Genomic DNA, 23825 nt, shown 5'->3' on the forward strand with positions numbered 1-23825 from the left:
CTGGCGACCCGAACCCTAGGGGACGACGTTCACCATGCGGCCGGGCACGAAGATCACCTTGCGGGGCTCACCGTCGAGCAGTGCGGCGATCTTCTCGTCGGCGAGCGCCGCCGCGACGACCGTCGCCTCGGCGGCGTCGGCCGCGACCGTGATCCGGCCGCGGACCTTGCCCTTGACCTGCACGGGGATCTCGACGGAGTCCTCCACCAGATACTGCTCGTCGACCTCCGGGAACGGACCGTGCGCGAGTGACCCGTCGTGGCCGAGGCGGCTCCACAGCTCTTCGGCGAGGTGCGGCGCAAGCGGCGCGAGCATCAGGACGACGGGTTCGACAGCGGCGGCAGGCGCACCGTCCGGGTAGGTCTTCGTCAGATGGTTGGTCAGCTCGATGAGCTTGGCGACTGCGGTGTTGGTGCGCAGATTCGCGAAATCGTCACGGACGCCCGCCGTCGTCTTGTGGACGGCCTTCAACGTCTCGACACCCGGCTCGGCGTCGGTGGCCCGCACGGCACCGGACTCCTCGTCGACCACCAGACGCCACACGCGCTGCAGGAACCGCTGCGCCCCGACGACGTCCTTCGTCGCCCACGGACGCGACTGGTCCAGCGGGCCCATCGACATCTCGTAGACGCGGAGAGTGTCGGCACCGTAGTCGCGGCAGATGTCGTCGGGAGCCACCGAGTTCTTGAGCGACTTGCCCATCTTCCCGTACTCCTGCGACACCTCTTCGTCGCCGTAGAAGAACGTGCCGTCGCGCTCGACGACCTCGTCTGCGGGCACGTAGACGCCGCGCGAGTCGGTGTAGGCGAACGCCTGGATCATGCCCTGGTTGAACAGACGGCGGTACGGTTCGACGCTGCTGACGTATCCGAGGTCGAACAGGACCTTATGCCAGAAACGCGAGTACAGCAGGTGCAGGACCGCGTGCTCCATGCCGCCGATGTACAGGTCGAGTCCGCCGGGATCGTTCGCGCCGTGCAGTGCCGGGCGCGGGCCCATCCAGTACGCCTCGTTCTCGGGGGCGCACAGCGTCTCGTCGTTGGTCGGGTCGATGTACCGCAGCTGGTACCACGAACTGCCCGCCCACTGCGGCATCACGTTGGTGTCGCGAGTGTACGTCTGCACGCCGTCGCCGAGGTCCAGATCGACGCTCACCCAGTCGGCCGCCTTGGCCAGCGGGGGAGACGGCTCGCTCGCGGCGTCGTCGGGATCGAAGGCGACCGGCGCATAGTCGGCCACCTCGGGGAGTTCGACCGGCAGCATCGACTCGGGGAGAGCGTGCGGAGCGCCGTCGGCGTCGTACACGATCGGGAACGGCTCGCCCCAGTAGCGCTGGCGGGCGAACAGCCAGTCGCGCAGCTTGTACTGGATGGTGCCGGTACCGGTGCCCTCGGCCTCGAGGCGTTCGATGATCGCGGTCTTCGCGGCAGCGACGTCCAACCCGTTCAGGAAGTCGGAGTTCACGAGCGGCCCGTCGCCGGTGTAGGCGGCTTCAGCGACGCCCTCGTCGGATCCGATCACCTCGAGCAACGGCAGACCGAACGCGGTGGCGAACTCGTAGTCGCGGGTGTCGTGCGCGGGCACCGCCATGATGGCGCCGGTGCCGTAACCGATCAAGACATAGTCGGCGATGAAGACCGGGATCTGCGCGCCGTTGACCGGATTAGTCGCGTACGCGCCGGTGAAGACACCGGTCTTCTCCTTGTTCTCCTGACGCTCCAGATCACTCTTGGCCGCGATCGACGCACGATAGGCGGCGACGGCCTCTGCTGGGCTGCCGGCGCAGTATCCTTCAGGCCCGGTCCACCGGGCGTCGGTCCCCTCGGGCCAGGCGTCGGCCACCAGGGCGTCGACGAGCTCATGCTCGGGGGCCAACACCATGTAGCTCGCCCCGAACAGAGTGTCCGGGCGGGTCGTGAAGACCTCGATCGGTGTGCCGGTCGCTGTGGAGAACTGGACCTGGGCACCGCGTGAACGGCCGATCCAGTTGCGCTGCATCGTCTTGACCTTGTCGGGCCAGTCGAGCAGGTCGAGGTCATCGATGAGTCGGTCGGAGTAGGCGGTGATCCGCATCATCCACTGGCGCAGATTCTTGCGGAAGACCGGGAAGTTTCCGCGCTCGGAGCGACCGTCGGCGGTCACCTCTTCGTTCGCCAGCACCGTGCCCAAGCCCGGACACCAGTTGACGAGGGAGTTACTCAAGTAGACGAGGCGGTAGCCGTCGAGCACTTCGTTGCGCTCGGCGACAGACAGCTCATCCCACCGACGATCGCTGTCGAGAGTCCTTGCACCCGAAACGAATTCGTCGACCAATTCGCTGATCGGGCGGGCCTTGGCCGCGTCAGGGTCGAACCACGAGTTGTAGATCTTCAGGAAGATCCACTGGGTCCAGCGGTAGAACCCGACGTCGGTGGTGGCGACGCGGCGTCGCTCGTCGTGCCCAAGACCGAGGCGGCGGATCTGCGCGAGATAGCGCTCGATGTTCGCCTCGGTCGTCGAGCGCGGATGCGTACCGGTCTGGACGGCGTACTGCTCCGCCGGGAGACCGAACGAGTCGAAGCCCATCGTGTGCAGGACGTTCTTGCCGGACATCCGCTGGAAACGGGCGAACACGTCGGTGCCGATGAAGCCCAGCGGGTGCCCGACGTGCAGTCCGGCGCCTGACGGGTACGGGAACATGTCCTGTACGAACAGCTTGTCGGGGGCATCGGCCTGCGGTCCGTCGAAGTCGCTGAAGTCGCCGGCGAGCGGGCCGACCGGGTTCGGCGCGTGGAACGTGCCGTCGGTGGTCCAGCGCTCCTGCCAGCGCGACTCGATCTCACCGGCCGTGTCGGCGGTGTACCGATGCCCGGGAGCGGACTCGGCGGGACCGTGCGACGAACGAGCGGAGGGCGAAGAATCAGCGGAGGTCACGTAACCAGGGTAAACGGGCGCTGTTCGAGGACGAAAACACAGGCTCAATCAGCCGACGGACTCGGCGTGAGCGCTCCCCGTCGCTAGATCCCCGGCCTGCCCGCGGTCGACGAGGCCCGCCTTCGTCGAGAGAGTCCGGTCACGCAAGAACAGGGCGAGCGCGAAGCCGACAGCCGAGATCGGAACGAGGTACCAGAAGGTTGGCGCCATCGCGTCGGCATAGGCGGTGATCACCTCGTGGTAGGCCAGCGGGTCGATGTCTTTGAGCTGACCCACCCGTTCGGGTGTCAGCTCGGAGGCGCTACCCGCCTGTGCGACATGCGGCATCGACGCGGCGATCCCGTCGAGCTTGCCCGCCAGGCTCGTCGTGAACATCGTGCCGAAGACCGAGGTGCCGATCGCGGCGCCGATCTCGCGCACGAAATTGTTCGTGGAAGTCGCCGTGCCGACCTGGTCAGAGGTCACCGCGTTCTGGACGGCGATGACGATCGTCTGCATCACCAGGCCCATTCCGAACCCGAGGACGAAGATCATCGCACCGAACATGATCATCGAGATCTCCGCGGTGATGAACGTCAGCCACGCGATGCCCGCGGTCGTGACCGCGAGCCCGATGATCGGGTAGATCCGGTACTTGCCGGTCTTCGTGATGAGGAAGCCGGAGCCGATCGCCGTGATCATCAGACCCACCGTCATCGGCAGCATCAGCAGCCCGGAATCGGTCGGGTCGACGTCGTGCGCCATCTGCAGAAACGTCGGCAGGTAGGCGAGTGTCGCGAACATGGTGACGCCGACGACGAATGCGATCGCCGTCGACACCGAGAACACGCGGTCTTTGAACAGGTGCAAGGGGATCAGTGGCTCCTCGACACGGAGCTCGACGACGACGAACACGATGACGCTGATGACCGATCCGATGAGCAGCGCGAGCAGCCACGGATTCGTCCAGTCGTATTTCTCACTGGAGACGATCGACGTCCACGAGGTGACGAGCACGATGCCTGCCGTCGCCGCGGCGAGGAAGAGTGTTCCGACGAAGTCGAAGCGCCTCCCGCAGTGCTGCCGGGGCAATTTCAGTGCGAAGAACGCGATGATGAGGGCGACGCCCGCGATCGGGACGTTCAGCCAGAACGCCCACCGCCAGCCCGGACCTTGCGCGAACCATCCGCCCAACAGCGGCCCGAGAACGGCGGCGATACCGAAGATCGCGCCGATCGGCCCCATGAACTTGCCGCGATCCCGCGCCGAGACGAAGTCCGCGATGATCGCCTGCGACAGGATCATCAGACCTCCCGCACCGAGCCCCTGCAGACTACGGAAGATCACCAGTTCGGCGAACGACGTCGACAGCGCTGACCCCAGCGATCCGCACAGGAAGATCCCAATCGAGACAAGGAACGGCCATCGCCGCCCGTACAAGTCGCCTACTTTGCCGTAGACGGGCATCACGATCGCGATGGCCACCAGATACGACGTGACGATCCAGCCTTCGTGGTCGACGGCATTGAGATCACCGACGATCGTCGGGAGTTCGGTTCCGACAATCGACTGGTCGAGGGATGACAGGAACATCGCGGCAACGAGCGCACTAAAGATGAGATAGACGGCCTTGCGGTCGATCTGGACGGGCGCCTCGTCGTCCTGCGCTGTCGAAACATCGGGAGTCATGCGAGGAGGCTAGTGATCCCCACCGATCGATCATTCTCCCTCGCCGAGCACGGCATCTTTCAACGTCCGAATTGGCACGATTCGGTGCGTCGACACCCATTCAGCGACCTTCGTAACCATAACGGTCGTGCCCGCGATGCGTGGACTGTTCCGCAGCGATTACAACTCGCCGTGATCAGCGTTCAGGGCAGGGAACCTCAGTCGCCCTCGGATTCGTCGTTGCCCGCCGACCCGTTCTTCTCCTCCGCACGACGACGCTGCTCCTGCGCGCGTTCCCGGGCCCGGCGCCGGAACTCGGCGTCTTCTCGAGCAGCGATCGCAGCCTTGTATTCGGGCCGCTCGTACTCGGGGAAGCCGGTCGTGCGGGCCGGCGGCGACCCGGCCACGCCTTCGGGACGGCCGACGAGGAACCAGATGATCGAACCTACGAGGGGCAGCAGGATCACGATGAGCACCCAGACGACCTTCGGGAGGTGCCGTACCCGATACTCCTCGGCGACGATAACGTCGATCAGCGCCGCCACCCAGACGACCAACACGATGAGACCGAAATACGGCACGACTTGCCCCCGAATCGTTGGAATCCCCAGACCGCTTAACGCCTGAATCACGTAAAGCAGCGCAACGATCCTAACCCGGCCCGGCGCGCGTTCGACGACCACCGGCTCGCCGCCGCGACCCCCGTCACCTCATACCCGGACGATTCCCCACCCGTCGACGCCGCGTCGTACAGTGAGGTCCGTGCATATCCTGTCCATCGTCTCCGGTGTCCTGGCCCTCGTGCTCGCGGTGTTCTGGGCCGGCGTAGGCATCAGCGGACTGAGCGGCCGACTCGAACGCAACCGCTGGTTCGGGGTCCGTTCGGAAGAGACCATGCGATCGGCCGAAGCGTTCGCGCTCGGAAACAAGGTCGCCGCGCCCGGCTTCCTCGCCGCCGCCCTCGTCCTGCTGATCGGGGGAGTCCTCGCCTTCGGCGGCGACCTCGGCTTCCTCTTCGGCTTCGGCGGCGTGATCGCCGCCTTCGTGATCGCCGCTGTCGCAGCAGGCGTCGGAGTCCGGGTCGCGGCAACCGTCCCCGAACCAGAAGAGGAGTCTGGCGGCTGCAGTGCCGACTGCTGTTCCAGCGGCACCGACGAGCAGCACGCAGACGACCCGGCGGCCGACTGCGGGACCGCCAGCTGCGGTTCGTGCGCACTACAAGGCATGTGCACCACCGAGCACGCCGCCGAGCCGACCCAGCCAGCCGACGCAGCACACTGACCGATGCGCAACCTCGTCGCCAAGTCGCCCATCGACGGCTTCATCGCATCGATCTTCCTCGCGGTCGTCGTCGCCGCAGTCTTTCCGGCGTCCGGCGTGTTCGCCGACGTCATGGACTGGGTGGTCACCGGCCTGATCGCCCTGCTGTTCTTCCTGTACGGCACCCGGCTCTCACCGCGCGAAGCACTCGACGGACTCACCCACTGGCGGCTGCACACGACGATCCTCGCGTTCACGTTCGTCCTGTTCCCGCTCATCGGCCTCGCGCTGCACCCGATGCTGTCACCGATGATCGGTGCCGACCTCGCCGACGGTTTCCTCTACATGACGCTGGTCCCGTCCACGGTGCAGTCGTCGATCGCCTTCACGTCGATCGCCCGCGGCAACGTTCCCGGTGCGATCGTCAGCGCATCCGCATCGAACCTGCTCGGCGTCGTCCTCACACCTGCCCTCGTCGTCCTGCTGATGAGTTCGGACGCAGGCGTGCACATCGACGGCGAGTCGATCCTCGAGATCGTGTTGAAGATCCTCGTGCCGTTCATCGTCGGCCAGATCGCCCGCCCCCTCGTCGGCCCGTTCCTGCGGCGGTACGCCGAACCGACCAAGTATGTCGACCGCGGTTCCATCGTGATGGTCGTCTACGTGGCGTTCAGTGAAGGCGTCCAGTCGGGGCTCTGGAGCCAAGTCGACGCGGTCGACGTCATCCTCGTGATCGTCCTGTCAACCGTGCTCGTCGCGCTGATGCTCGCCATCACCTGGTTCGTACCCAAACGGCTCGGCTTCAATCGCGAGGACATGGTCGCCACTCAGTTCTGCGGAACCAAGAAGAGCCTGGCCACCGGCCTACCACTCGCCAGCGTCATGTTCACCGGATCAGTGGTCGGCTTCATGGTGTTGCCGCTGATGATCTTCCACCAGATCCAGCTCATCGTCTGCGCGTGGCTCGCCAACCGCTACCACCGACAGAGCGATCCTCAGGGCGATACCGTCGACGCGTGACGTCGCGAACGCCACCGCCGGAAGACCAAGAACCCCACCGCCAGTCCAGCGACACAGATCGCGACGATCAACGCCATCTCGGCGCCGAGCGTCTCGCCGACGGCGAACGAGACCAGTAGAACGGTCGCCGTCCACGAGACGCCGCCAATCGCGCTGGCGAGTGCGAACCTGCGGAACGGCATCCGCCGCGCGCCCGCCACCAGCGGAATCACACTGCGCACGAACCCGACCCAACGCGCAGCAGCGACCGCGATGATCGCGTCGCTCGGGCTCGGCGTCTTGCTTCGGGACCGGGTCATGCGTCGCGCCACCTTGCGCCCCATCCTGGTGGCCCCCAACCGTGGACCGAAGCCACGGCCCACCCAGTAGCCGCTCCAGTCGCCCGCCATCGCCGCGAGGCCACAGCCGACGACGAGGATCGCGATGTTCGCGGAGCCGATCGCCGCGACGACCCCCGCCGCGACGAGAACAGCTTCACTCGGCGCGACGAGACCGACGAAGATCACGGAGGTCTCCAGATAGACGACACCCATGGCGATCACGTAGACGGCCCACGCCGGGACCGCGTCGATCAGCGACGTCAGCTGATCGGTCAGCGCATTCATGTGTCGACTAACTGTGAAGTGATCAATTGTCTTCCGGCCGCACCGGATAGGTCGACAGCAGGGGCAGCGGCCACGGCTGTCGCGCCAGCACACGCTGCCAGACGTCGACGGACGGTTCTGCCAACAGATCCGTCGGCAGCCCGGACGCGACGATCCAGCTGCTATCGGCGAGCTCCTCGTCGAGCTGTCCCGCCTCCCACCCCGCGTAGCCTGCGAAGATCCGCACACCGGTGAGCACTTCGGCCATCTCGTCGGGGTCGGCGTCCAGGTCGACCATCGCGACCGGACCCGTCACCTGGTGCAGCTTGGGTTGATCGGCGACCACCACACCACTCTTCGCGACACCCAAGCACAATGCCGAGGACGTTCCGACCGGGCCGCCGACGAACACCGCGCGCGGGCTCGCCGCGAGGTCGGCCCAGCCGGGGAGGATGTTGTAGACGGCGGCGTCGCTCATCCGGTTCAAGACGACACCGAGGGTGCCCTGCTCGTCGTGCTCGATGATGTAGACGACGGACCGCTCGAACGTCGGACCCGACAGGGCGGTCGACGCGATCAGCAGCGACCCGGGGGCCACCTCAGGTCGGTCGTCGGAGAACTCGCCGTCGGACACCACCCCATCATGACACCACAGGCAGCACGACGCGGCGCCACCGGACCGGTCCACTCAAACTGTGACATCGGTCGTCGACGACGGCTACTCACGAGTTCGTCGGTAGCATTGTCTAGTGAGCTTATGGACGCAGGTCAAGGCACCCGGCCTGCTCCGATTTCTCGGGGTCAGGCTCCTCAGCCAGGTCAGCGACGGAGCCTTCCAGGCTGCTCTCGCGTTCTCCATCCTGTTCAATCCGGACCGCCACACCGACCCACTCGCCGTCGCGGCCGGATTCGCCGTCCTACTCCTCCCGTACTCGGTCCTCGGGCCCTTCGCGGGAGCACTGCTCGACCACTGGGATCGACGACGCGTCCTCATGTGGGTCAACGCTTTCCGTGCGGTCGCGATCGTTCTCGTTGCGGCCGCGATGAGCACCGGCGTGCCCGACACGGCTGTGCTCCTCGCGGCCCTCATCGTCACCGGGTGCAGCAGGTTCGTCGCGTCTGGGCTGTCGGCCGGGCTGCCGCACGTCGCGTCTGGGTCGGTCATCATCGAGGTCAACGCCGTATTCACGACACTCGGCGCCGGGATGCTCGCCGTCGGTGCCGGTCTGTCCACCCTGCTCCGCACGATCTTCGGCGCGGACAACGGCGGATCCGGTGCGACACTTCTGGCGGGCGCCGTCTTCGCGCTCTCCTCGGGCATGCTCGCCGCCACATTCGCACCGCGGCGCCTCGGGCCCGACAAGCCGGACGGGTCCGGTCACTCGGCGCTCTACTCGGTGGGTCGCGGACTGGCACACGGGGTGCGGGCCGTCGCGAATCACCCGAGCGTCGGCATCGTGCTCGGCGCGATCGGCGTCCACAGACTGGTGTTCGGGATGAACACTTTGATGCTGCTCATCGTCGTCCGCTCCATCGACCTCGGCGCGCCGCTCGGCCATGACGTGCAAGCCATGGCGGGGATCGGCGCGGCCGTCGCGGCGGGCGCCCTGCTGGCGGCGGTCGCCACGCCGTGGTCGGTCCACCGCTACGGGCGACGCCGAACGGTCGCCGTCGCGCTCGTCGGTGGGGCGCTCGCCGAAACCCTGGTCGGGACGCTCACCGCTTCGGCCGTGCTGGTCGGCGCCGTGCTCCTCGGCCTCATCGGCCAGACCGTGAAACTCTGCGGCGACGTCGCCATGCAGTGCGACGTCCCCGACTCCTACCGCGGCCAGGTGTTCGCCGTCCAGGACGCCGTGTTCAATACGGCGTTCGTCGCCGCCATGTTCGTCGCGGCGTTCGCGATCCCCGCGGACGGCTTCTCCGTGCCGCTGATCATCGCAGGCGCCGTCGCCTACCTGGTCGGTGCACTGCTCGTGTGGCGGGCCGACTCGGCGGTCGTCGAAGGGCCGGACCAGGAGACCGTGGAGCGAGAGCAGGCGCGGGTCTAGGCGGATGAAGAAGATCTAGCGGTCGCCCGCCGACCGGTGAGCGTCCGCGTATCCGTCGCCGTCGGTATCGATCAGGACGGTGTCGGGCTCGCCGTCGCCGTCGGTGTCCAGGACCGACTCGGCCGGTTTCTGGGCGTCCGGTTTCTGGGCGTCCGGTTTCTGGGCGTCCGGCTCGGATTCACGCGTGCCTGCGCTCCCGTCGACGGGACGCTCCCACAGGCCGGAGCCTCCGTCGGCGAACTGGGTCTCCGGGACGCCGTCGTCGTCGAGATCGAGAACGGACCGATCGGCGACACCGTCGGCGTCGGTGTCCCACATCGCGTCATCGATGAGGCCGTCGCCGTCGAAATCGAGTGCCACCGCGTCCAGGACGCCGTCACCGTCGAGATCGAGATCGGCGGGCGAACGCCACGAGGACATCTCGTCGCCCGTACCGAACCCGTACTCGATGACCCCGTCCATACTCAGTTAGACGCAGCGGCGACCGATCGCGTTCCGTCGGACGCGGCGTGTCGCGGAGATCCGGCAGGTCGACACCCAGACAGCAGTCGGGCAGACAGCAGTAAGGCAGCCGGCAATAAAGTAGCTCAGTACCCCATCGTGCGGATGGTCGTCGCCAATGCGTCGAGCTGCTCGCTGCGCACATCCAGGTGAGGGCTCACCCGCAGGTGCGGCTGGTCGCCTGCGAGGGGAGCCCGCCACGAGTCCGCGGCGGTCACCAGGATCCCCGTCTCCAACAGCTTGGCCCGCGCCGCCTCCAGATCGGCGACACCCCAGCCCGGCGGGGTCGCCAACGTCACCAGCGCCGACGGCTCGTCGTTCGCTTCGACGACCTCCCAGCTGCCGACGCCGCGCAGACGCTCACGCGTCGCCTTACCGATGGCGGCGAGCTCGCGGAACACCTTCTGCTGGCCGATCTCCAACAGTTCTGTGACGGCCGTCCCCAGTCCGAGCTGACCGGCGATGAACGAATCCGACGACTCCACCTCGACCTTCGCCAACGAGTCGCTGCGGACCGCGACGAAACCGACACCGCGCGGACCCGTCAGCCACTTGCGCGACGTGCCGTACACCACGTCGGCGCCCGTCACCGTCGGGACATGCCCCACCGACTGCGCCATGTCGACCACCACCGGCACGCCGACACTATGGGCGACCTCGACGATCTGCGCCACCGGCTGAACGACACCGCTCGCCGACCCGATGTGACAGACGTGGATGAAGTCGGGCTGCTCGAACTGGAGCATGTTCTCCAGTGAGTCCACGTCCACGTGCCCGTACACGTCGGCTTCCGGAAGCACCCGCACCGCGAAGTCACGCCGTTCGAACTCCGCCAGGTTCGGCCCGAACTCGTTCTTCGCCACCCAGACCGTCGGCGACATCGGCAACGCCCAACTGTTCAGCAGCGCACGCAGCGACGTCCGAGCACTGTCCCGGAAGGACAACTCCTCGGGCGTGTGACCGATCAACGACGCCAGCGCTCGACGACCCGCAACCAGTGCGTCCTCCTCGTCAGCCGCAGCCACATACGATCCCCGTTCCGCTTCTCGTTCAAGGTGTCTGGTGATCGTTGCGATGACGGCACGAGACGAACGCCCCGCTGACGCGGCGTCCAGATGAGCGAGAGACGGCTCGACACGCGCGGCGTGCCACTGATCCCCGAGTTCACTGCAGTACATGCGACGAATCTACCTTGCCGTCCGGTATCTCGATCGAGCGATCAAGTGGCCGTCGGTCGGCCCGCCCCGAAGGACGGAGCTCGGTCCGCCGAGGACGGCAGGTCAGTCGGGAGACTGAGCGGCCCACCACGCTTTGAGCTCCGCTTCGGCGTCGTCACGGGACATGGGGCCGGCGTCCAGGCGCAGCTCCTTCAGGTGCCGCCAGGCCTTGCCGACGAGCGGACCCGGCCCTATACCGAGCAACTCCATGATCGCGTTGCCGTCCAGGTCCGGCCGGACGCGATCGAGGTCCTCCGCCTCGCGCAACACGGCGATCCGATGCTCCAGGTCGTCGTACGTCTCCTGGAGACGCCGGGCGCGGCGCTTGTTGCGCGTCGTGCAGTCCGCGCGCACCAGCTTGTGGAGCCGATCGAGGAGGGGGCCGGCATCCGTCACATAGCGGCGGACGGCCGAATCGGTCCACCGACCCTCCCCGTATCCGTGGAAGCGCAGATGAAGGAACACCAACTGGGCGACGTCCTCCACGACGGCCTTCGGATACTTGAGGGCACGCATCCGCTTGCGGACCATCTTCGCGCCGACCACCTCGTGGTGGTGGAAGCTGACGCCGCCACCGTCCTCGTGGCGACGCGTTGCGGGCTTGCCGATGTCGTGCAGGAGCGCGGCCCAGCGCAGGACGAGATCCGGGTCGCCGGTCTCCAGGTCGACCGCCTGTCGCAGAACCGTCAAGGAATGCTGGTAGACGTCTTTGTGCTGGTGATGTTCGTCGATCGTCAGCTTCATCCCGGGAATCTCCGGGAGCACATGCTCGGCCAATCCCGTCTCGACGAGCAAATCCACGCCGTCGATCAGATGCTCGCCCAGGATCATCTTGTCCAGTTCCACCCGGATCCGTTCGACGGTGATCCGGTCGATCTGATCGACCATCGCCACGATGGCGTCGAACACGCGCGGAGCCAGCACGAAACCCAGCTGGGAGACGAAACGGACACCCCGCAGCATCCGCAACGGATCGTCGTTGAACGAGTCCTCCGGCGCCGCAGGCGTGTCGATGACACCGGCGAGCAGATCCGACAGGCCGTCGAGCGGATCGCAGAACTCCTGCTGGCCGTCCGAGTGCAGACGGACCGCCATCGCGTTGACCCGGAAGTCACGACGGATCAGGTCGCCGTCGAGCGTGTCGCCGAACGTGACAGTCGGATTCCGGCTCACCTGGTCGTACATGTCGGCCCGGAACGTGGTGATCTCCACCATCTGATCGCCGATCTGTGCGCTCACCGTGCCGAAGTCGATGCCCGTGTCCCAGACCGCGTCCGCACAGCCTTTCAGGATCTCGAAGATCGCCTCGGGTCGGGCGTCCGTCGTGAAGTCGAGATCGTTCCCGAGACGGCCGAGGACTGCGTCGCGCACCGAGCCTCCCACCAGGTACAAGTCGTGTCCGCGGTCGGTGAAACGGGTCGCCAAGGGGGTCAGCACATCGTCGAGGGAGCGCAGTGCCACGGCAGCAGATGCCAGCAGACGACTGCGACGCTCGGCGCGCTGGTCGTCGGTCATCCGGCTGCTCTGCGCGCTGTCGGTCATGAGATAAGAGAGTACCGACTCGCCGACGCGGCTTGCGCGGTCAGCCTGCCATGGCTAACGGACGGTAACGAACGGCTAGCATCGGGGTGTGTCCGCCGAACCATCGCTGCACCATACGGACGTCGCTTCCGACGCTCCGGCAGTCGGCGACGCCGGAAAACCGGCGAAGAACGACGGAAACGACCAACCCGCTCGGAATCGACGTAATCGGCGAGGCCGACGCAGGCGAGGCCGCCGTTCGAACCGTCCGACCGAGGCGAAGAAGACCGACGACACAGCGGCCAAACCCGAAGTCGACTGCGACGCGACTCCCAAGCCCTCCGACCTCGCGAACCGGAACCGGCGCAAGAACAGCGGCAACGGCAATAACAACAGCAAGCCGACGACGCCGAACGGGCAGCGACGCGGCGGCCGACGCCCGACCGACGCCGAAACTGCGCCGAAACTGCGGACCGTACGTGAGACGTCCGCGGGCGGGCTCGTCCTGTCGGACATCGACGCGCCCTTCGAAGACCTCAGCGCGGCACTCATCGGCCGGGTCGATCGCCGCGGCCGCACCATGTGGTCACTGCCCAAGGGGCATATCGAGACCGGCGAGACCGCCGAGCAGACCGCGATGCGCGAAGTCGCCGAGGAGACTGGCATCGAAGGCACCATCGTCGCGCCGCTCGGCAAGATCGACTACTGGTTCGTCAGCGAAGGCCGCCGCATCCACAAGACGGTGCACCATTACCTGCTCCGGTTCACCGGCGGGGAGCTCTCAGACGAAGACTACGAGGTCAGCGAGGTCGCGTGGGTGCCGCTCACCGAGTTGCCGCGCCGCCTCACGTACTCTGACGAGCGACGTCTCGCCCGGATGGCCGAATCTGTGATCGCCGATCTGCGAAGCGATCCGAACCGACTGGCCCAGTCGGAAGCCGACTGTATCCGTACCGAGCCGAACGACTATGAGAGAGCCGCAGCCGCCCGCAACCAGCGCCGTAACGAGCCGCCGCCAACGGTCAAGCCCCGGCGGCGCCGAAGGCGACCGCGGCGACCGGCAAACGGTGACGGCTGACCGGGCCGGTCGCGGCGCCACACTCACGGCGGCGGCGGCCGCAGTGCTCCTGACGATCGGCTTCGTCCTCGCGATGGCGGGGATCGGTCCGGTGCCCACCGCGTCCGCGGCCCCCGGCGACAACCCCGACACCGATTACGCGTCCGTCTCCCTCACCGAAGTGACGCCGTCGACCGTCACGAGTTCGTCCGGCCGCACCGTCACCGTCCGGGGCCGCGTCACCAACACGTTCGACCGGCCGATCCACGACGTGATCGTCCGCCTGCAGCGAGCCGACCCCGTCACATCCACGAATCTGCGCACCGTGCTCGGCGCCGACGCGTCGGTCTACGGCACGGCGACCGGATTCCACAAGGTCACCGAGACTCTGGCCCCGAAGCAGTCGGTCGAGTTCGCCGTCGACGTGCCACTGTCCGGCGGCGGCCTGCAGATCTCGCAGGCAGGCGTGTACCCGCTGCTGGTGAATGTCAACGGCACCCCCGACTACGGCGGGCAGGCGCGAATCGCCGACTCGCGGACCATGCTCCCCGTGCTGTCGCTGCCCGCCGACCGGGCGCGGGCCGCACAGTGGGTGAGTCCCGGGTCCGGAGCGGAGTCTGCTCCGCTGCTGGGCCGCGACGGATCCGTCGCCGCGAACGACACGAACCCGGCGGGGTTCACCTTCCTGTGGCCGCTCGCCGCGCCGCCGCAACAGGCTGCGGGGACCCTCGGCGGCGACACCGCCGACATCCGGTTGGTCGGCGGCGACCTCACGTCGTCTCTCGAAGACGACGGACGGCTCGGGAAGTCCCTGAACGCGTTGGAGACCGTCGCAGGGGTAGGGGAATCCGGCGACACGGACAGATCCGAGAGCCGGGTGCGCAACGCCATCTGCCTCGCCGTGGACCCCGACTTGATCAGCACTGTCCAATCGATGGCTTCCGGCTATTCGATCAGCGAGGACCCCGCCGACCCAGAGTCTCCGACAAGAGAGGGTGACGGGTCGACGACTGCCCGCAAATGGTTGCAGCGGCTCACCCACGTCGCGTCCACCATGTGCGTCACCGCGTTGCCGTACGCGCAGGCCGGCCTCGACTCACTGGATCGCGTCGGTGACAAGAAGCTCACCGCTATGGCGCTGACCGGCGCCTACGACACCGTCGACAACATCCTCGGTGTCACAAGCGTCCGCGGCCTCACTCTCCCCGCGGTCGGTGCCGTGTCCCCGCAGGGCCGGACCCTGCTCGAGGGCCGTGCCGGCTCGGATGCGGCAGCCGTCGTCTCCACCGCCGTCGACCCCGCGGCCCGCGCGCGCACCGGGTCGGCCCTCGTCGGCCGCTACCGGTCGGGCGAGCTCCCCGTGCAGACCTACGATCCAGGCGTCAGTGCAGCACTCGGCGCGATCGGCGACCACCCCGTCGCGCCGTCGTACCTGCCGGACTGGCAGCGCCCGTCACTCGCCGGGGAGTCAGCGGTGAGCCGACGGCAGACCGCGGCGGCGTCGCTGGCCTTCCCGATGCTCGACGCTTCACCGCCGAGTTCGAGCGACTCCGACTCCGACCCGGTCACGGCGGTGACCGGCCGGAGCGCGTTCACGATGCCGCCGACGTACTGGTCGCCGACACCGGACGATGCACGCACTCTCCTCGACACCGCAGGCCTCATGGTGGCCTCCGGTGTCGCCGATCCGGTCCCCCTCACCGATGTGGTCTCCGGACTGGGTGAAGCCGACCGCGACGCGGACCTCGTCGTTCCCGGGGACGTCGACCAGCTCGCCGCCTACGGGTACCCGTTGTCGTCGAAGGACCTCACGGAGGTGCGCCGCGACGTCGAGCTCATCGACCGACTCCAGGACTCCTTCGCCACCGGCAATGATCTGCCGTTCACACCGGCCGAGTACATCGACCCGCTGCGGGCGGATCTGTTGCGGACTGTCTCGACGCCGTCGACGACGAACACCATCGTGTCCCGCATAGAACGCCCTGCACGACTCGCGGCGATCGGCGCGACCGTCACCCACATGCAGCAGTCGGTGTCGCTGCTCGACCCGAGCGGCCGATACACGCTCGCCTCCGAACGCAGCCCGCTGCTGCTGGTGGTCCGCAACGAGCTAGCGCTGCCGATCAAAGTGAGCCTGGACATCACGGCGCCGTCCGAACTGAGCGTCGGCGACGTCGGCGTCGTCGAGATCCCCGCCCAGGGCACCAGACAGCTGCAGTTGCCGACGCACGCGTCGAGTTCGCAGTCGGCCACCGTCCGCATCGCGCTGGTGACGACGAACGACGTCCCGTTGAGTAGCCCGGTCGACCTGTCGGTGTACGCGAACGCCTACGGGAAGGCGCTGTTCTGGATCACGATCGGTGCGGCCGTCATCCTGGTCCTGTTGACGGCACGACGGCTGTGGCACCGGTTCCGCGGCGAACCCGACCCGGCGGACGAAGACCGCCCCGAACCCGATGAGCACGAACGTCAGCTCGCCTCCACGGGCTACCAGCAGCGGCTGGCGGCCGAACGCGTGACGGAGGCCGACGAACGCGAGCAGCCCGACCCCGGAGAGCGTGCATGACGACCGAGCACAAGAAGGCCGAGAACCCGTCCGACGAGAGCGTGATGCGGACCGGTGGATCCATCGCCATCGGCACCCTGGCCAGTCGTATCACCGGCTTCATCCGCACCGTCCTCGTGTTGGCGATGCTCGGCCCCGCCCTGTCGTCGGCTTTCCAGGCCGCGTACGTGCTGCCGGGCATGATCTCCGAGGTGCTCCTGGGCGCGGTGCTCACCGCGATCGTCATCCCCGTCCTCGTCCGCGCCGAGGCCGAGGACGCCGACGGCGGAGCCGACTTCATCAACCGGATCTTCAGTCTCACGCTCGTCGTGCTCGGCGTCGCGACCGTCGTCGCGATCATCGCCGCACCCGTCTTGACGACGTTGAACGTCGGCGAAGGCGAAGTGAACCGGGATGTCACCACAGCCCTGGCCTACCTGCTGCTTCCGGAAGTGCTCTTCTACGGCCTCACCGCACTGTTCATCGCCATCCTGAACATGAAGGGCCTGTTCAAACCCGGTGCGTGGGCCCCGGTCCTCAACAACGTCGTGCAGATCACAACCCTCGTCGTGTTCTTCTTGATGCCCGGCGAGATCACGCTGAACCCGGTCCAGCTATCCGATCCCAAACTGCTGGTGCTCGGCATCGGCACAACGCTCGGCGTCGTCGCCCAGGTCGCGATTCTCCGCCCGTACCTGCGGAAGGTCGGCGTGCGGCTCCGGTGGAAGTGGGGCATCGACGCGCGTCTGCGGACCTTCGGCAACATGGCAGTCGCGATCATCGGCTACGTGCTCGTGCTGCAGGTCGGTCTGATGGTCACCTACAACATCGCGGCGGGTGCCAGCGCGGGCGGAATCTCCGCGTACGCCACCCACTGGCAGCTGCTGCAGCTCCCGTACGGCGTCCTCGGCGTGACGATTCTGACCGCGATCATGCCCCGCATGTCCCGCAACGCGGCCGCCGACGATACCGAGGCCGTGGTCGACGACATGTCGCTCGCCACCCGACTGACGATCGTCGCGCTGGTACCCGTCGTAGCGTTCATGACGTTCTTCGGACCCGCCATCGGTGTCGCGATCTTCAACTTCGGCGAGTTCGACGCCGACACCGCGTCGCAGGTCGGTTCCGTCCTCGCGTGGGGCGCCTTCACCCTCATCCCGTACGCGATGACCCTCGTTCAGTTACGCGTGTTCTACGCCCGCGAGGACGCATGGACACCGACCTTGATGGTCGTCGGCATCACCGCGGTGAAGGTCCTCTCGTCGTATCTGGGGCCCGTCATGTTCGACGACCCGGACATGGTGGTGCGCTGGCTGTCGTTGTCGAACGGCCTCGGCTATCTCGTCGGTGCGATCGTCGGCCACCTCCTACTCAAGAAGCGTCTCGGCGGCCGGGCGATGAAGAACGTGACCCGCCCGGCACTGCTGACTCTCGCCGTCTCCCTCGTCGTCGCAGCGGCCGTCTGGGGGATCTCCGAACTGACCGGTTTCGCACGCATGTCGACGCATGCGGGCAAGATCGGGTCGCTCATGTACTTGGTCATCGCCGCGGTCGTCGCGCTCGGCGTCGTATACCTGCTGTTGGTCGCACTCAAGATCCCCGAGATGGTGTCGATCAGCAATGCGGTGATGCGGATCGTCGGCCGCTTCATCCCGAGACTGGCGCCGCCACCCATCGCAAGCGACGACGAGGACGCCCGCACCATGACGGTGCAGTTCCAGCGTGTCTCCGGCGAGGAATCGTTCCCGTACCCTGGACAAGTAGACGTCCGGCGCCGCTTCGACCGAGGCACAGCCACCTGGCAGGAGTACTCCGCCTTCTCGGGCGGGGCCGCGGGCGAGACATCTGTGATCCCAGTGGTTCGCAGCCGTCCGCCACAAGCGCCCCAGCGCCGCCCCGGACCGTCGCAGCCACCCCTGCGTCCCCGAGGAGCACCGATGACCACATCCGGTTCGGACGACGCGGCGGCGCGCCCGTCCACCGAGCCGACGCGCGCCATGAACCCGAAGGCCGAGCAGACCCAGCGCGGACCCCGTCTGGTGCCGGGCGCCGCTGTCGCGGGCGGTCGCTATCGGTTGCTGGAGCCGCAGGGCGGTACGCGGGGTCTCGCCTTCTGGCGGGCCAAGGACATCGGACTCGACCGCGAGGTCGGACTCACGTTCGTCGACCCCGATCAAAAGTTCCCGCCGGTCAATCCGGGTCAACGCGATCCGTTGCAGGAGGGGCCGCAAGCCGTCCTGCACCGGACCCGTCGGCTCGGGCAGCTTCACACGGCGGGTGTCGCCCGCGTGCTAGACGTGGTGCGCAGCGCGTCCGGCGGCATCGTAGTCACCGAGTGGGTGCCAGGCTCGAGCCTCGCCGACGTCGCCGCGACCAACCCGTCGCCGACCGGTGCCGCACGCGCCGTCCGCGCACTCGCCGCAGGCGCCGAAGCGGCGCACCGGGCGGGCACGGTCCTGTCGATCGACCATCCGGACCGGATCCGCGTGAGCACGTCCGGCGACGCGGTCCTGGCGTTCCCGGCGATCATGCCGGACGACGACCGCCGCAGCGATGTCCGCGGACTCGGCGCCGTCCTGTACGCGCTCCTGTTGGGACGGTGGACACTCGACGGGGAGACCGGCAAACGGCTCGTCACGTCGGCGATCACGAGCGACCCCGTCGGCGGCATGGCCGTCGCCGAACCCGATCCGGCCGACCCGTCCCAGCCGCGGGTGCCGCGCGACGCGAAACCTGACATTCCGTTCGAGATCTCGGCTGTCGCCGCACGTGCTCTGGAAGGCGACCGGGGTATCCGCACGGCCGCGACCGTCCAACACGTGCTCGATCAGGCGACCGTCGTCGATCTGCAGACCGACCTGCTGCCCCGTGTCCTCGACGCACCCGCGCCCGTGTCAGTCGCGCCGATCAGCAGGACGCGCAGAGAACGGCTCATGGGCGAGGGCGACGCCGGGAAGAAGAACACCGCGCTGCTCGCAGGCGGCGGCCTGTTCATCTTGTTTGTCATCGTCGCGATCATCGTCGCTGCGACCAACCTGTTCGGTTCGTCAGACGACGATGCCGACATGAATTCGTTCCTGCCCGGATCGTCGACGAGTGCACCGGAGAACACCGAGAGCGCCGACGCCGACGCCGACGCCGAGCCGATCGTGGCGCGCTCGGTGAGCCTGCTCGACGTCTCGAGCCAGCCCCCGGACTCGTCCGCGAACATCGGGCACCTCCTGACCGGGGAGGCGCCGGGCTGGAAGTCCGACGTCTACCGCGGCTCACCGGATTTCGCGGGGCTCAAAGACGGACTCGGTCTGATGTTCCGGCTGAAGTCGCCGGGCACCGTGAAGTCGGTGACGATCACGACCCCGACACCGGGCTTCAACGTCGAACTGCGTACCTCGACCTCGCGGAACCCGAAGAGCCTCGACGCGACCACACAGGTCGGCAGCGGAACGGTCGACAGCAAGAAGGCCACGCTGAACGTCGAGTCGCCCGCGCAAGCTCCGTTCTTCGTCATCTGGCTCACGTCACTGCCGCAGAGCGGCAGCGGGTTCCAGGCCATCATCGATCGGGTGACGCTGAGCTGATGACCGAGGATTCGGCGTTCGACGGCGGCGCCGTCCTCGGCGACGACGGGCTTCGCCGGACCCCGTGGGGCGCAGCCGCCGGGATGATGCGCGACTACTACGACACCGAATGGGGCATGCCCGTGTCGGGGGAGCGCGCCCACTTCGAACGCCTGTGTCTCGAGGGTTTCCAAGCCGGGCTGTCGTGGGCCACGATCCTGCGCAAACGGGAGGCTTTCCGTGAGGTGTTCGTCGACTTCGACGTCGATCAGATCGCGACGTTCGGACCGCACGACGTCGAACGTCTCATGGGCGACGCCCGGATCGTCCGCAACCGCGCCAAGATCGACGCGACGATCACGAACGCGCAGGCGACGATCGCGTTGCGCGAGGACGTCGGACTCGAAACGTTCCTGTGGTCGTACAAGCCGGCCGACACCCCGCACCCGAAGACCATCGCCGAGGTCCCGACGACCTCACCGGAATCGATCGCTCTGTCGAAAGCGCTGCGCACAAGGGGCTACCGCTTCGTCGGTCCGACGACGATGTTCGCTCTGATGGAGGCGATCGGCATCGTCGACACTCACCTGGTCGACTCCTATCGCCGAGGAGCCTCGGGAGTGTGGCCGAGCTGACCGTGCAGGACGGCCTTCGAGAATCGAGATGAACTGCCGGGTACGCGGAACCGACGAACAACCGACCTGTTCACGTGCCGTGATCCGAACATTCATACTCGCATCTCGCCGAACGGTCGGTGTGTAGTTTCTCACTCCATTTTCATCTGTTGCACCGATAGTGGATCAGTCAACATTGTGAAAATGAAGTCGGGATTCGTTGAGCAATGGGAATGCCTTCCTGGGGAGTGGATCACCTGGTCCCCAGACGCGGCGACACGAGAAGAGATGAGAAGGGCCCCTGACCTGGGGATAGATGCCTCGTATATACAGGCGGACCATCTTCGCAGCGGAATCGACGGCGAGGCCTGCACGCGCCGACTGGTGTTCACCACATTCACGATCCACGATCATTTCGACGTCGACCTCATCGCGTCGGTCTTCAACGAATTCGTCCGCTCGCATGAGTCATTCCATACGGCGTTCGACATGTCGGGCGATATGCGTCCCGCGGGTCGGACATTACGGCCGGAGCAGGTTTCGCTGGCCGTGGCCGCAACGTCCACCGACTGGCCCGGGCTCACCGTCAAGGACCATTTGATGACGCATGTGCCCGGCCTCGAGGAGTGGGCAGCGTTCGAATTCGCGGTGACCGGTATAGAGCATGCGCGCGAGGACGTGGAGACTCCGCACTTCGAGGTGATCATCGCAGCGGACCACATGTTCACCGACGGCGTCTCGCAAGCGGTGAGCTTCTTCGAGATCGTGTCCCGGTACTCGGCGGCACGCGACGGCGTCGAGTTCGTCGGCGTTCCGGTACGCCCGTACCCCGAGTTCTGCGCGGAGCAGCGAGCCGGTGCCGAGGCCCTCACGCTGGAACACGCTGCGGTGCAGCAGTGGCGTGAGGTGATCGGCCGCGCCGGCGGGATGCCCAAGTTCCCCCTCCCGCTGGGTCTCGGCCCAGGAGAGGCGGCGGCGGGTCGGATCCTGGTCCACTCGTCGTTCGTGGATTCCGAGACGGCCTCCCTGTTCGCCACGGCTGCGAAGCAGGCCGGCGCGAATACAGGCAGCGCGTTGCTCGCGCTACTCGGCCAGGTGCACTACGAGTTGTCGGGGGAAGGACTTTTCACGATGCTCGTGCCGCGGGCAGATCGTTCCGCTTCCGGCGATGCGATGGCCGTCGGCTGGTACGTGACGCTGGTTCCGGTGCAATTCGACGCCCGGGGATCGTTCGAGGAGGTGGCAGCCGCCGCGCACGCCGCGATGCAGGTTGCGAGGCAGCTCGAACGCGTCCCCGTGTTTCCGGTCATCGACTTGCTCGCCGACGATCCGTCGTTCCCGGTGGACCACGGGTTCGCGGCGCCGATGCTGTCATACGTGGACGTCGCCCGTGTACCCGGGGCGGAACTGGCGCGGCGACACGACTTCTCCGTGTACGCGAACGCCACGCCGTCCCGCGAGGTGTTCATGTGGATCAACCGCGACGAGGCCGGTCTCGACTTCAACGCGACGCATCCCGATACAGAAACGGCAGGAAGGGCGGTCGACACCGTGTTCCGATCGTTGCGCGAAAAGATCATCGACGTCGCCACGTGGAACGTCGGTTCGCCCCTGATCGGCTCGCAGTTGTCGGTGTCCGCGCAGACGGAGACAGTCGGCACTCTGCTCTGAATCAGCGCGACGCGCCAGACGAGTGCGAGAGGGGGCTTCGGCCCGCGCGTTCGGCAGCGCGCGGCGCCCATCCGGGCGGACCGAACACGTAGCCGAGTTTCGCGCGAATGGTGGATGCGCTGCGGACGTCACGGAGCACCGACACGTACTCGTGCGTCTCGAGCGTCCAGATGTTGTGTGTGTCAACGGGTTTGGTTAATCCGTAGGTGGGACGGTGCGTCTCAGGTTGAAACGAGCCGAAGATTCGATCGAAGACGATGAAGACGCCGCCGTAGTTGCGGTCGAGGTACTCCGGGTCGCTGCCGTGATGCACCCGGTGGTGCGACGGCGTGTTCATCACGAATTCGAACGGACGCCACATGGTCCCGATGTGCTCGGTGTGGACCCAGAACTGATAGATGAGGTTGAGCGAGTAGCACGCGAACACGACGGCGGGCGGAACGCCGAGCAGGGGGAGCGGAAGCCACATGATCAGGCTCATGGTCGGGTTCCACTTCTGCCGCAGCGCGGTCGCGAAGTTGTAGTACTCGCTGGAGTGGTGCGCTTGGTGGGACGCCCAAACCAGGCGGACGCGGTGTGCGATCCGATGCTCCCAGTAGAAAAGGAAGTCGAGGCCGACGAAGCCGATCACCCAGGTGTACCAGGACCCGATCGGCAGTTGCCACGGCGCGACGTACGCGAACAAGGCCGCGTACACGAACAGCGCCAGGAACTTTCCGACGGCCGACGTCCCGATCGACACCACACCCATCAGGATTGACGCCTTGGCGTCCTCCCGCCGGTACGCGCCCGGGCGAGGACGCCCGTCGTCGTCGTGCGAGTGCTCGAGTCTCGCAGCGGCGAACAGTTCCAGACCGAGCATCAACGCGAAGAACGGGATCGCAAGAACCGTGGGTTCGCGCAGCTGCTCCGGAATCGAGTCCAACATATCTGACACGATATTATGTCAGATGAGTGGGTGTCCAGCCTGAGCGGAGCCGATCAGGAATCAAGAAGCGCACGATGACGTGCAGCGATAACGTTCCTCGTATGCCAACCATCACGAGCCTGACCATCGAAGCCGACGATCCCGCCGCGGCGGAGAAGTTCTACACCGACGCCGCGTTCGGCGTCGCCCTGCCGATCCGCGTGGAGCAGTCCTCGGCACCGACGACCGGATTTCGCGGATTCACTCTGTCGATCGTCACCCCGCAGCCGTCTGCCGTCGACGCACTCATGGGACGGGCACTGGCGGCCGGCGCCGTCGCTCTCAAACCCGCCAAGAAGTCCCTCTGGGGATATGGAGGGTCCATTCAGGCGCCGGACGGCACCGTGTGGACCTTCGCGTCCTCGAAGAAGAAGGACAGTGGGCCTCTCGACCACGAGGTCGAACAGTTCGTCGTCCAACTCGGGCCCGCCGACGTAGGTGCCAGCAAGAAGTTCTACGTCGAGAACGGATTCGCCGTGGCGCGGAGCTACGGCTCCCGATACGCCGAGTTCGACACCGGCACAGCGACATTGGCTCTCACCAGGCAAGCGAACCTGGCGAAGGTCACGGGTCTGTCGGTCGGCACCGGTTCGCATCGAGTTCGGATCGGATTCGACGCGGACTCCTTGACCGATCCCGACGGCTTCGTGTGGACCACGGGCGCCGGGTAGATGAACACTGAATAGGCCAACACGCCGATACC

18 protein-coding genes are annotated in these 23825 nt (G+C 66.8%); 9 read left to right on the plus strand and 9 right to left on the minus strand.

Going from position 1 to position 23825, the window contains the following annotated elements:
* Positions 1-15: 15 nt before the first annotated feature.
* From leuS to L5G33_RS11300, 3 genes are all read right to left on the minus strand, one after another.
* On the minus strand, positions 16-2913 hold the full coding sequence (gene leuS / locus L5G33_RS11290) for a leucine--tRNA ligase (protein ID WP_236998287.1): 2898 nt from the start codon (positions 2911-2913) through the stop codon (positions 16-18).
* Between the two features lie 48 nt (positions 2914-2961).
* Positions 2962-4581 (minus strand): MDR family MFS transporter, encoded by a 1620-nt coding sequence (locus tag L5G33_RS11295; protein WP_236998288.1) that lies wholly within the window; start codon positions 4579-4581, stop codon positions 2962-2964.
* A 197-nt stretch (positions 4582-4778) separates the two neighbouring features.
* On the minus strand, positions 4779-5243 hold the full coding sequence (locus L5G33_RS11300; protein ID WP_308191567.1) for a PLD nuclease N-terminal domain-containing protein: 465 nt from the start codon (positions 5241-5243) through the stop codon (positions 4779-4781).
* A gap of 79 nt (positions 5244-5322) precedes the next feature.
* Here L5G33_RS11300 and L5G33_RS11305 point away from each other — a divergent pair, with 79 nt between their 5' ends.
* Positions 5323-5841, plus strand: coding sequence for an SdpI family protein (locus L5G33_RS11305; protein ID WP_236998289.1), 519 nt, complete (start codon positions 5323-5325; stop codon positions 5839-5841).
* Positions 5842-5844: 3 nt separating this feature from the next.
* Positions 5845-6840 carry a bile acid:sodium symporter family protein gene (locus L5G33_RS11310; RefSeq protein ID WP_236998290.1) on the plus strand — a complete coding sequence of 332 codons (996 nt, stop codon included), beginning with the start codon at positions 5845-5847 and terminating at the stop codon, positions 6838-6840.
* Here the strand turns inward: L5G33_RS11310 and L5G33_RS11315 are convergent.
* Together L5G33_RS11315 and L5G33_RS11320 are read right to left on the minus strand one after the other, a co-directional pair.
* Positions 6816-7445, minus strand: coding sequence for a DedA family protein (locus L5G33_RS11315; RefSeq protein WP_236998291.1), 630 nt, complete (start codon positions 7443-7445; stop codon positions 6816-6818). The genes L5G33_RS11310 and L5G33_RS11315 overlap by 25 nt on opposite strands.
* A 22-nt stretch (positions 7446-7467) precedes the next feature.
* Positions 7468-8061, minus strand: coding sequence for a YqgE/AlgH family protein (locus tag L5G33_RS11320; RefSeq protein WP_372476889.1), 594 nt, complete (start codon positions 8059-8061; stop codon positions 7468-7470).
* Between the two features lie 112 nt (positions 8062-8173).
* Here L5G33_RS11320 and L5G33_RS11325 point away from each other — a divergent pair, with 112 nt between their 5' ends.
* Positions 8174-9472, plus strand: a complete 1299-nt coding sequence (locus L5G33_RS11325; protein ID WP_236998293.1) for an MFS transporter — start codon at positions 8174-8176, stop codon at positions 9470-9472.
* A gap of 15 nt (positions 9473-9487) precedes the next feature.
* Here the strand turns inward: L5G33_RS11325 and L5G33_RS11330 are convergent, their stop codons facing one another.
* From L5G33_RS11330 to L5G33_RS11340, 3 genes are all read right to left on the minus strand, one after another.
* Positions 9488-9934 carry a hypothetical protein gene (locus L5G33_RS11330; protein WP_236998294.1) on the minus strand — a complete coding sequence of 149 codons (447 nt, stop codon included), beginning with the start codon at positions 9932-9934 and terminating at the stop codon, positions 9488-9490.
* Between the two features lie 125 nt (positions 9935-10059).
* Complete coding sequence (locus L5G33_RS11335; protein WP_236998295.1) at positions 10060-11151, minus strand: aminotransferase class V-fold PLP-dependent enzyme; 1092 nt, start codon at positions 11149-11151, stop codon at positions 10060-10062.
* A gap of 102 nt (positions 11152-11253) precedes the next feature.
* Positions 11254-12732 (minus strand): CCA tRNA nucleotidyltransferase, encoded by a 1479-nt coding sequence (locus L5G33_RS11340; protein ID WP_372476890.1) that lies wholly within the window; start codon positions 12730-12732, stop codon positions 11254-11256.
* A gap of 88 nt (positions 12733-12820) precedes the next feature.
* On the opposite strand from L5G33_RS11340, the gene L5G33_RS11345 reads away from it, so the two are divergent.
* The 5 genes from L5G33_RS11345 (at position 12821) to L5G33_RS11365 (ending at position 22155) form a co-directional block, all read left to right on the plus strand.
* Positions 12821-13789 carry an NUDIX hydrolase gene (locus tag L5G33_RS11345; RefSeq protein ID WP_236998296.1) on the plus strand — a complete coding sequence of 323 codons (969 nt, stop codon included), beginning with the start codon at positions 12821-12823 and terminating at the stop codon, positions 13787-13789.
* Positions 13779-16334 carry a DUF6049 family protein gene (locus L5G33_RS11350; RefSeq protein ID WP_236998297.1) on the plus strand — a complete coding sequence of 852 codons (2556 nt, stop codon included), beginning with the start codon at positions 13779-13781 and terminating at the stop codon, positions 16332-16334. The genes L5G33_RS11345 and L5G33_RS11350 overlap by 11 nt, the downstream gene beginning before the upstream one ends.
* A complete protein-coding gene (gene murJ, locus L5G33_RS11355; RefSeq protein WP_236998298.1) occupies positions 16331-19891 on the plus strand; it encodes a murein biosynthesis integral membrane protein MurJ in 3561 nt (1186 codons plus the stop codon). Before L5G33_RS11350 ends, murJ begins: the two co-directional genes overlap by 4 nt.
* Positions 19891-20505 carry a DNA-3-methyladenine glycosylase I gene (locus tag L5G33_RS11360; RefSeq protein ID WP_236998299.1) on the plus strand — a complete coding sequence of 205 codons (615 nt, stop codon included), beginning with the start codon at positions 19891-19893 and terminating at the stop codon, positions 20503-20505. Before murJ ends, L5G33_RS11360 begins: the two co-directional genes overlap by 1 nt.
* Before the next feature lie 267 nt (positions 20506-20772).
* A complete protein-coding gene (locus tag L5G33_RS11365) occupies positions 20773-22155 on the plus strand; it encodes a condensation domain-containing protein (RefSeq protein ID WP_236998300.1) in 1383 nt (460 codons plus the stop codon).
* Between the two features lies 1 nt (position 22156).
* Here the strand turns inward: L5G33_RS11365 and L5G33_RS11370 are convergent, their stop codons facing one another.
* On the minus strand, positions 22157-23083 hold the full coding sequence (locus tag L5G33_RS11370; RefSeq protein ID WP_236998301.1) for a sterol desaturase family protein: 927 nt from the start codon (positions 23081-23083) through the stop codon (positions 22157-22159).
* A gap of 101 nt (positions 23084-23184) precedes the next feature.
* Here L5G33_RS11370 and L5G33_RS11375 point away from each other — a divergent pair, with 101 nt between their 5' ends.
* Positions 23185-23793, plus strand: coding sequence for a VOC family protein (locus L5G33_RS11375; protein ID WP_236998302.1), 609 nt, complete (start codon positions 23185-23187; stop codon positions 23791-23793).
* Positions 23794-23825 lie beyond the last annotated feature (32 nt).

It is taken from the genome of Gordonia liuliyuniae, assembly GCF_021738805.1.
GTDB classification, from domain to species: Bacteria; Actinomycetota; Actinomycetes; order Mycobacteriales; family Mycobacteriaceae; genus Gordonia; species Gordonia liuliyuniae.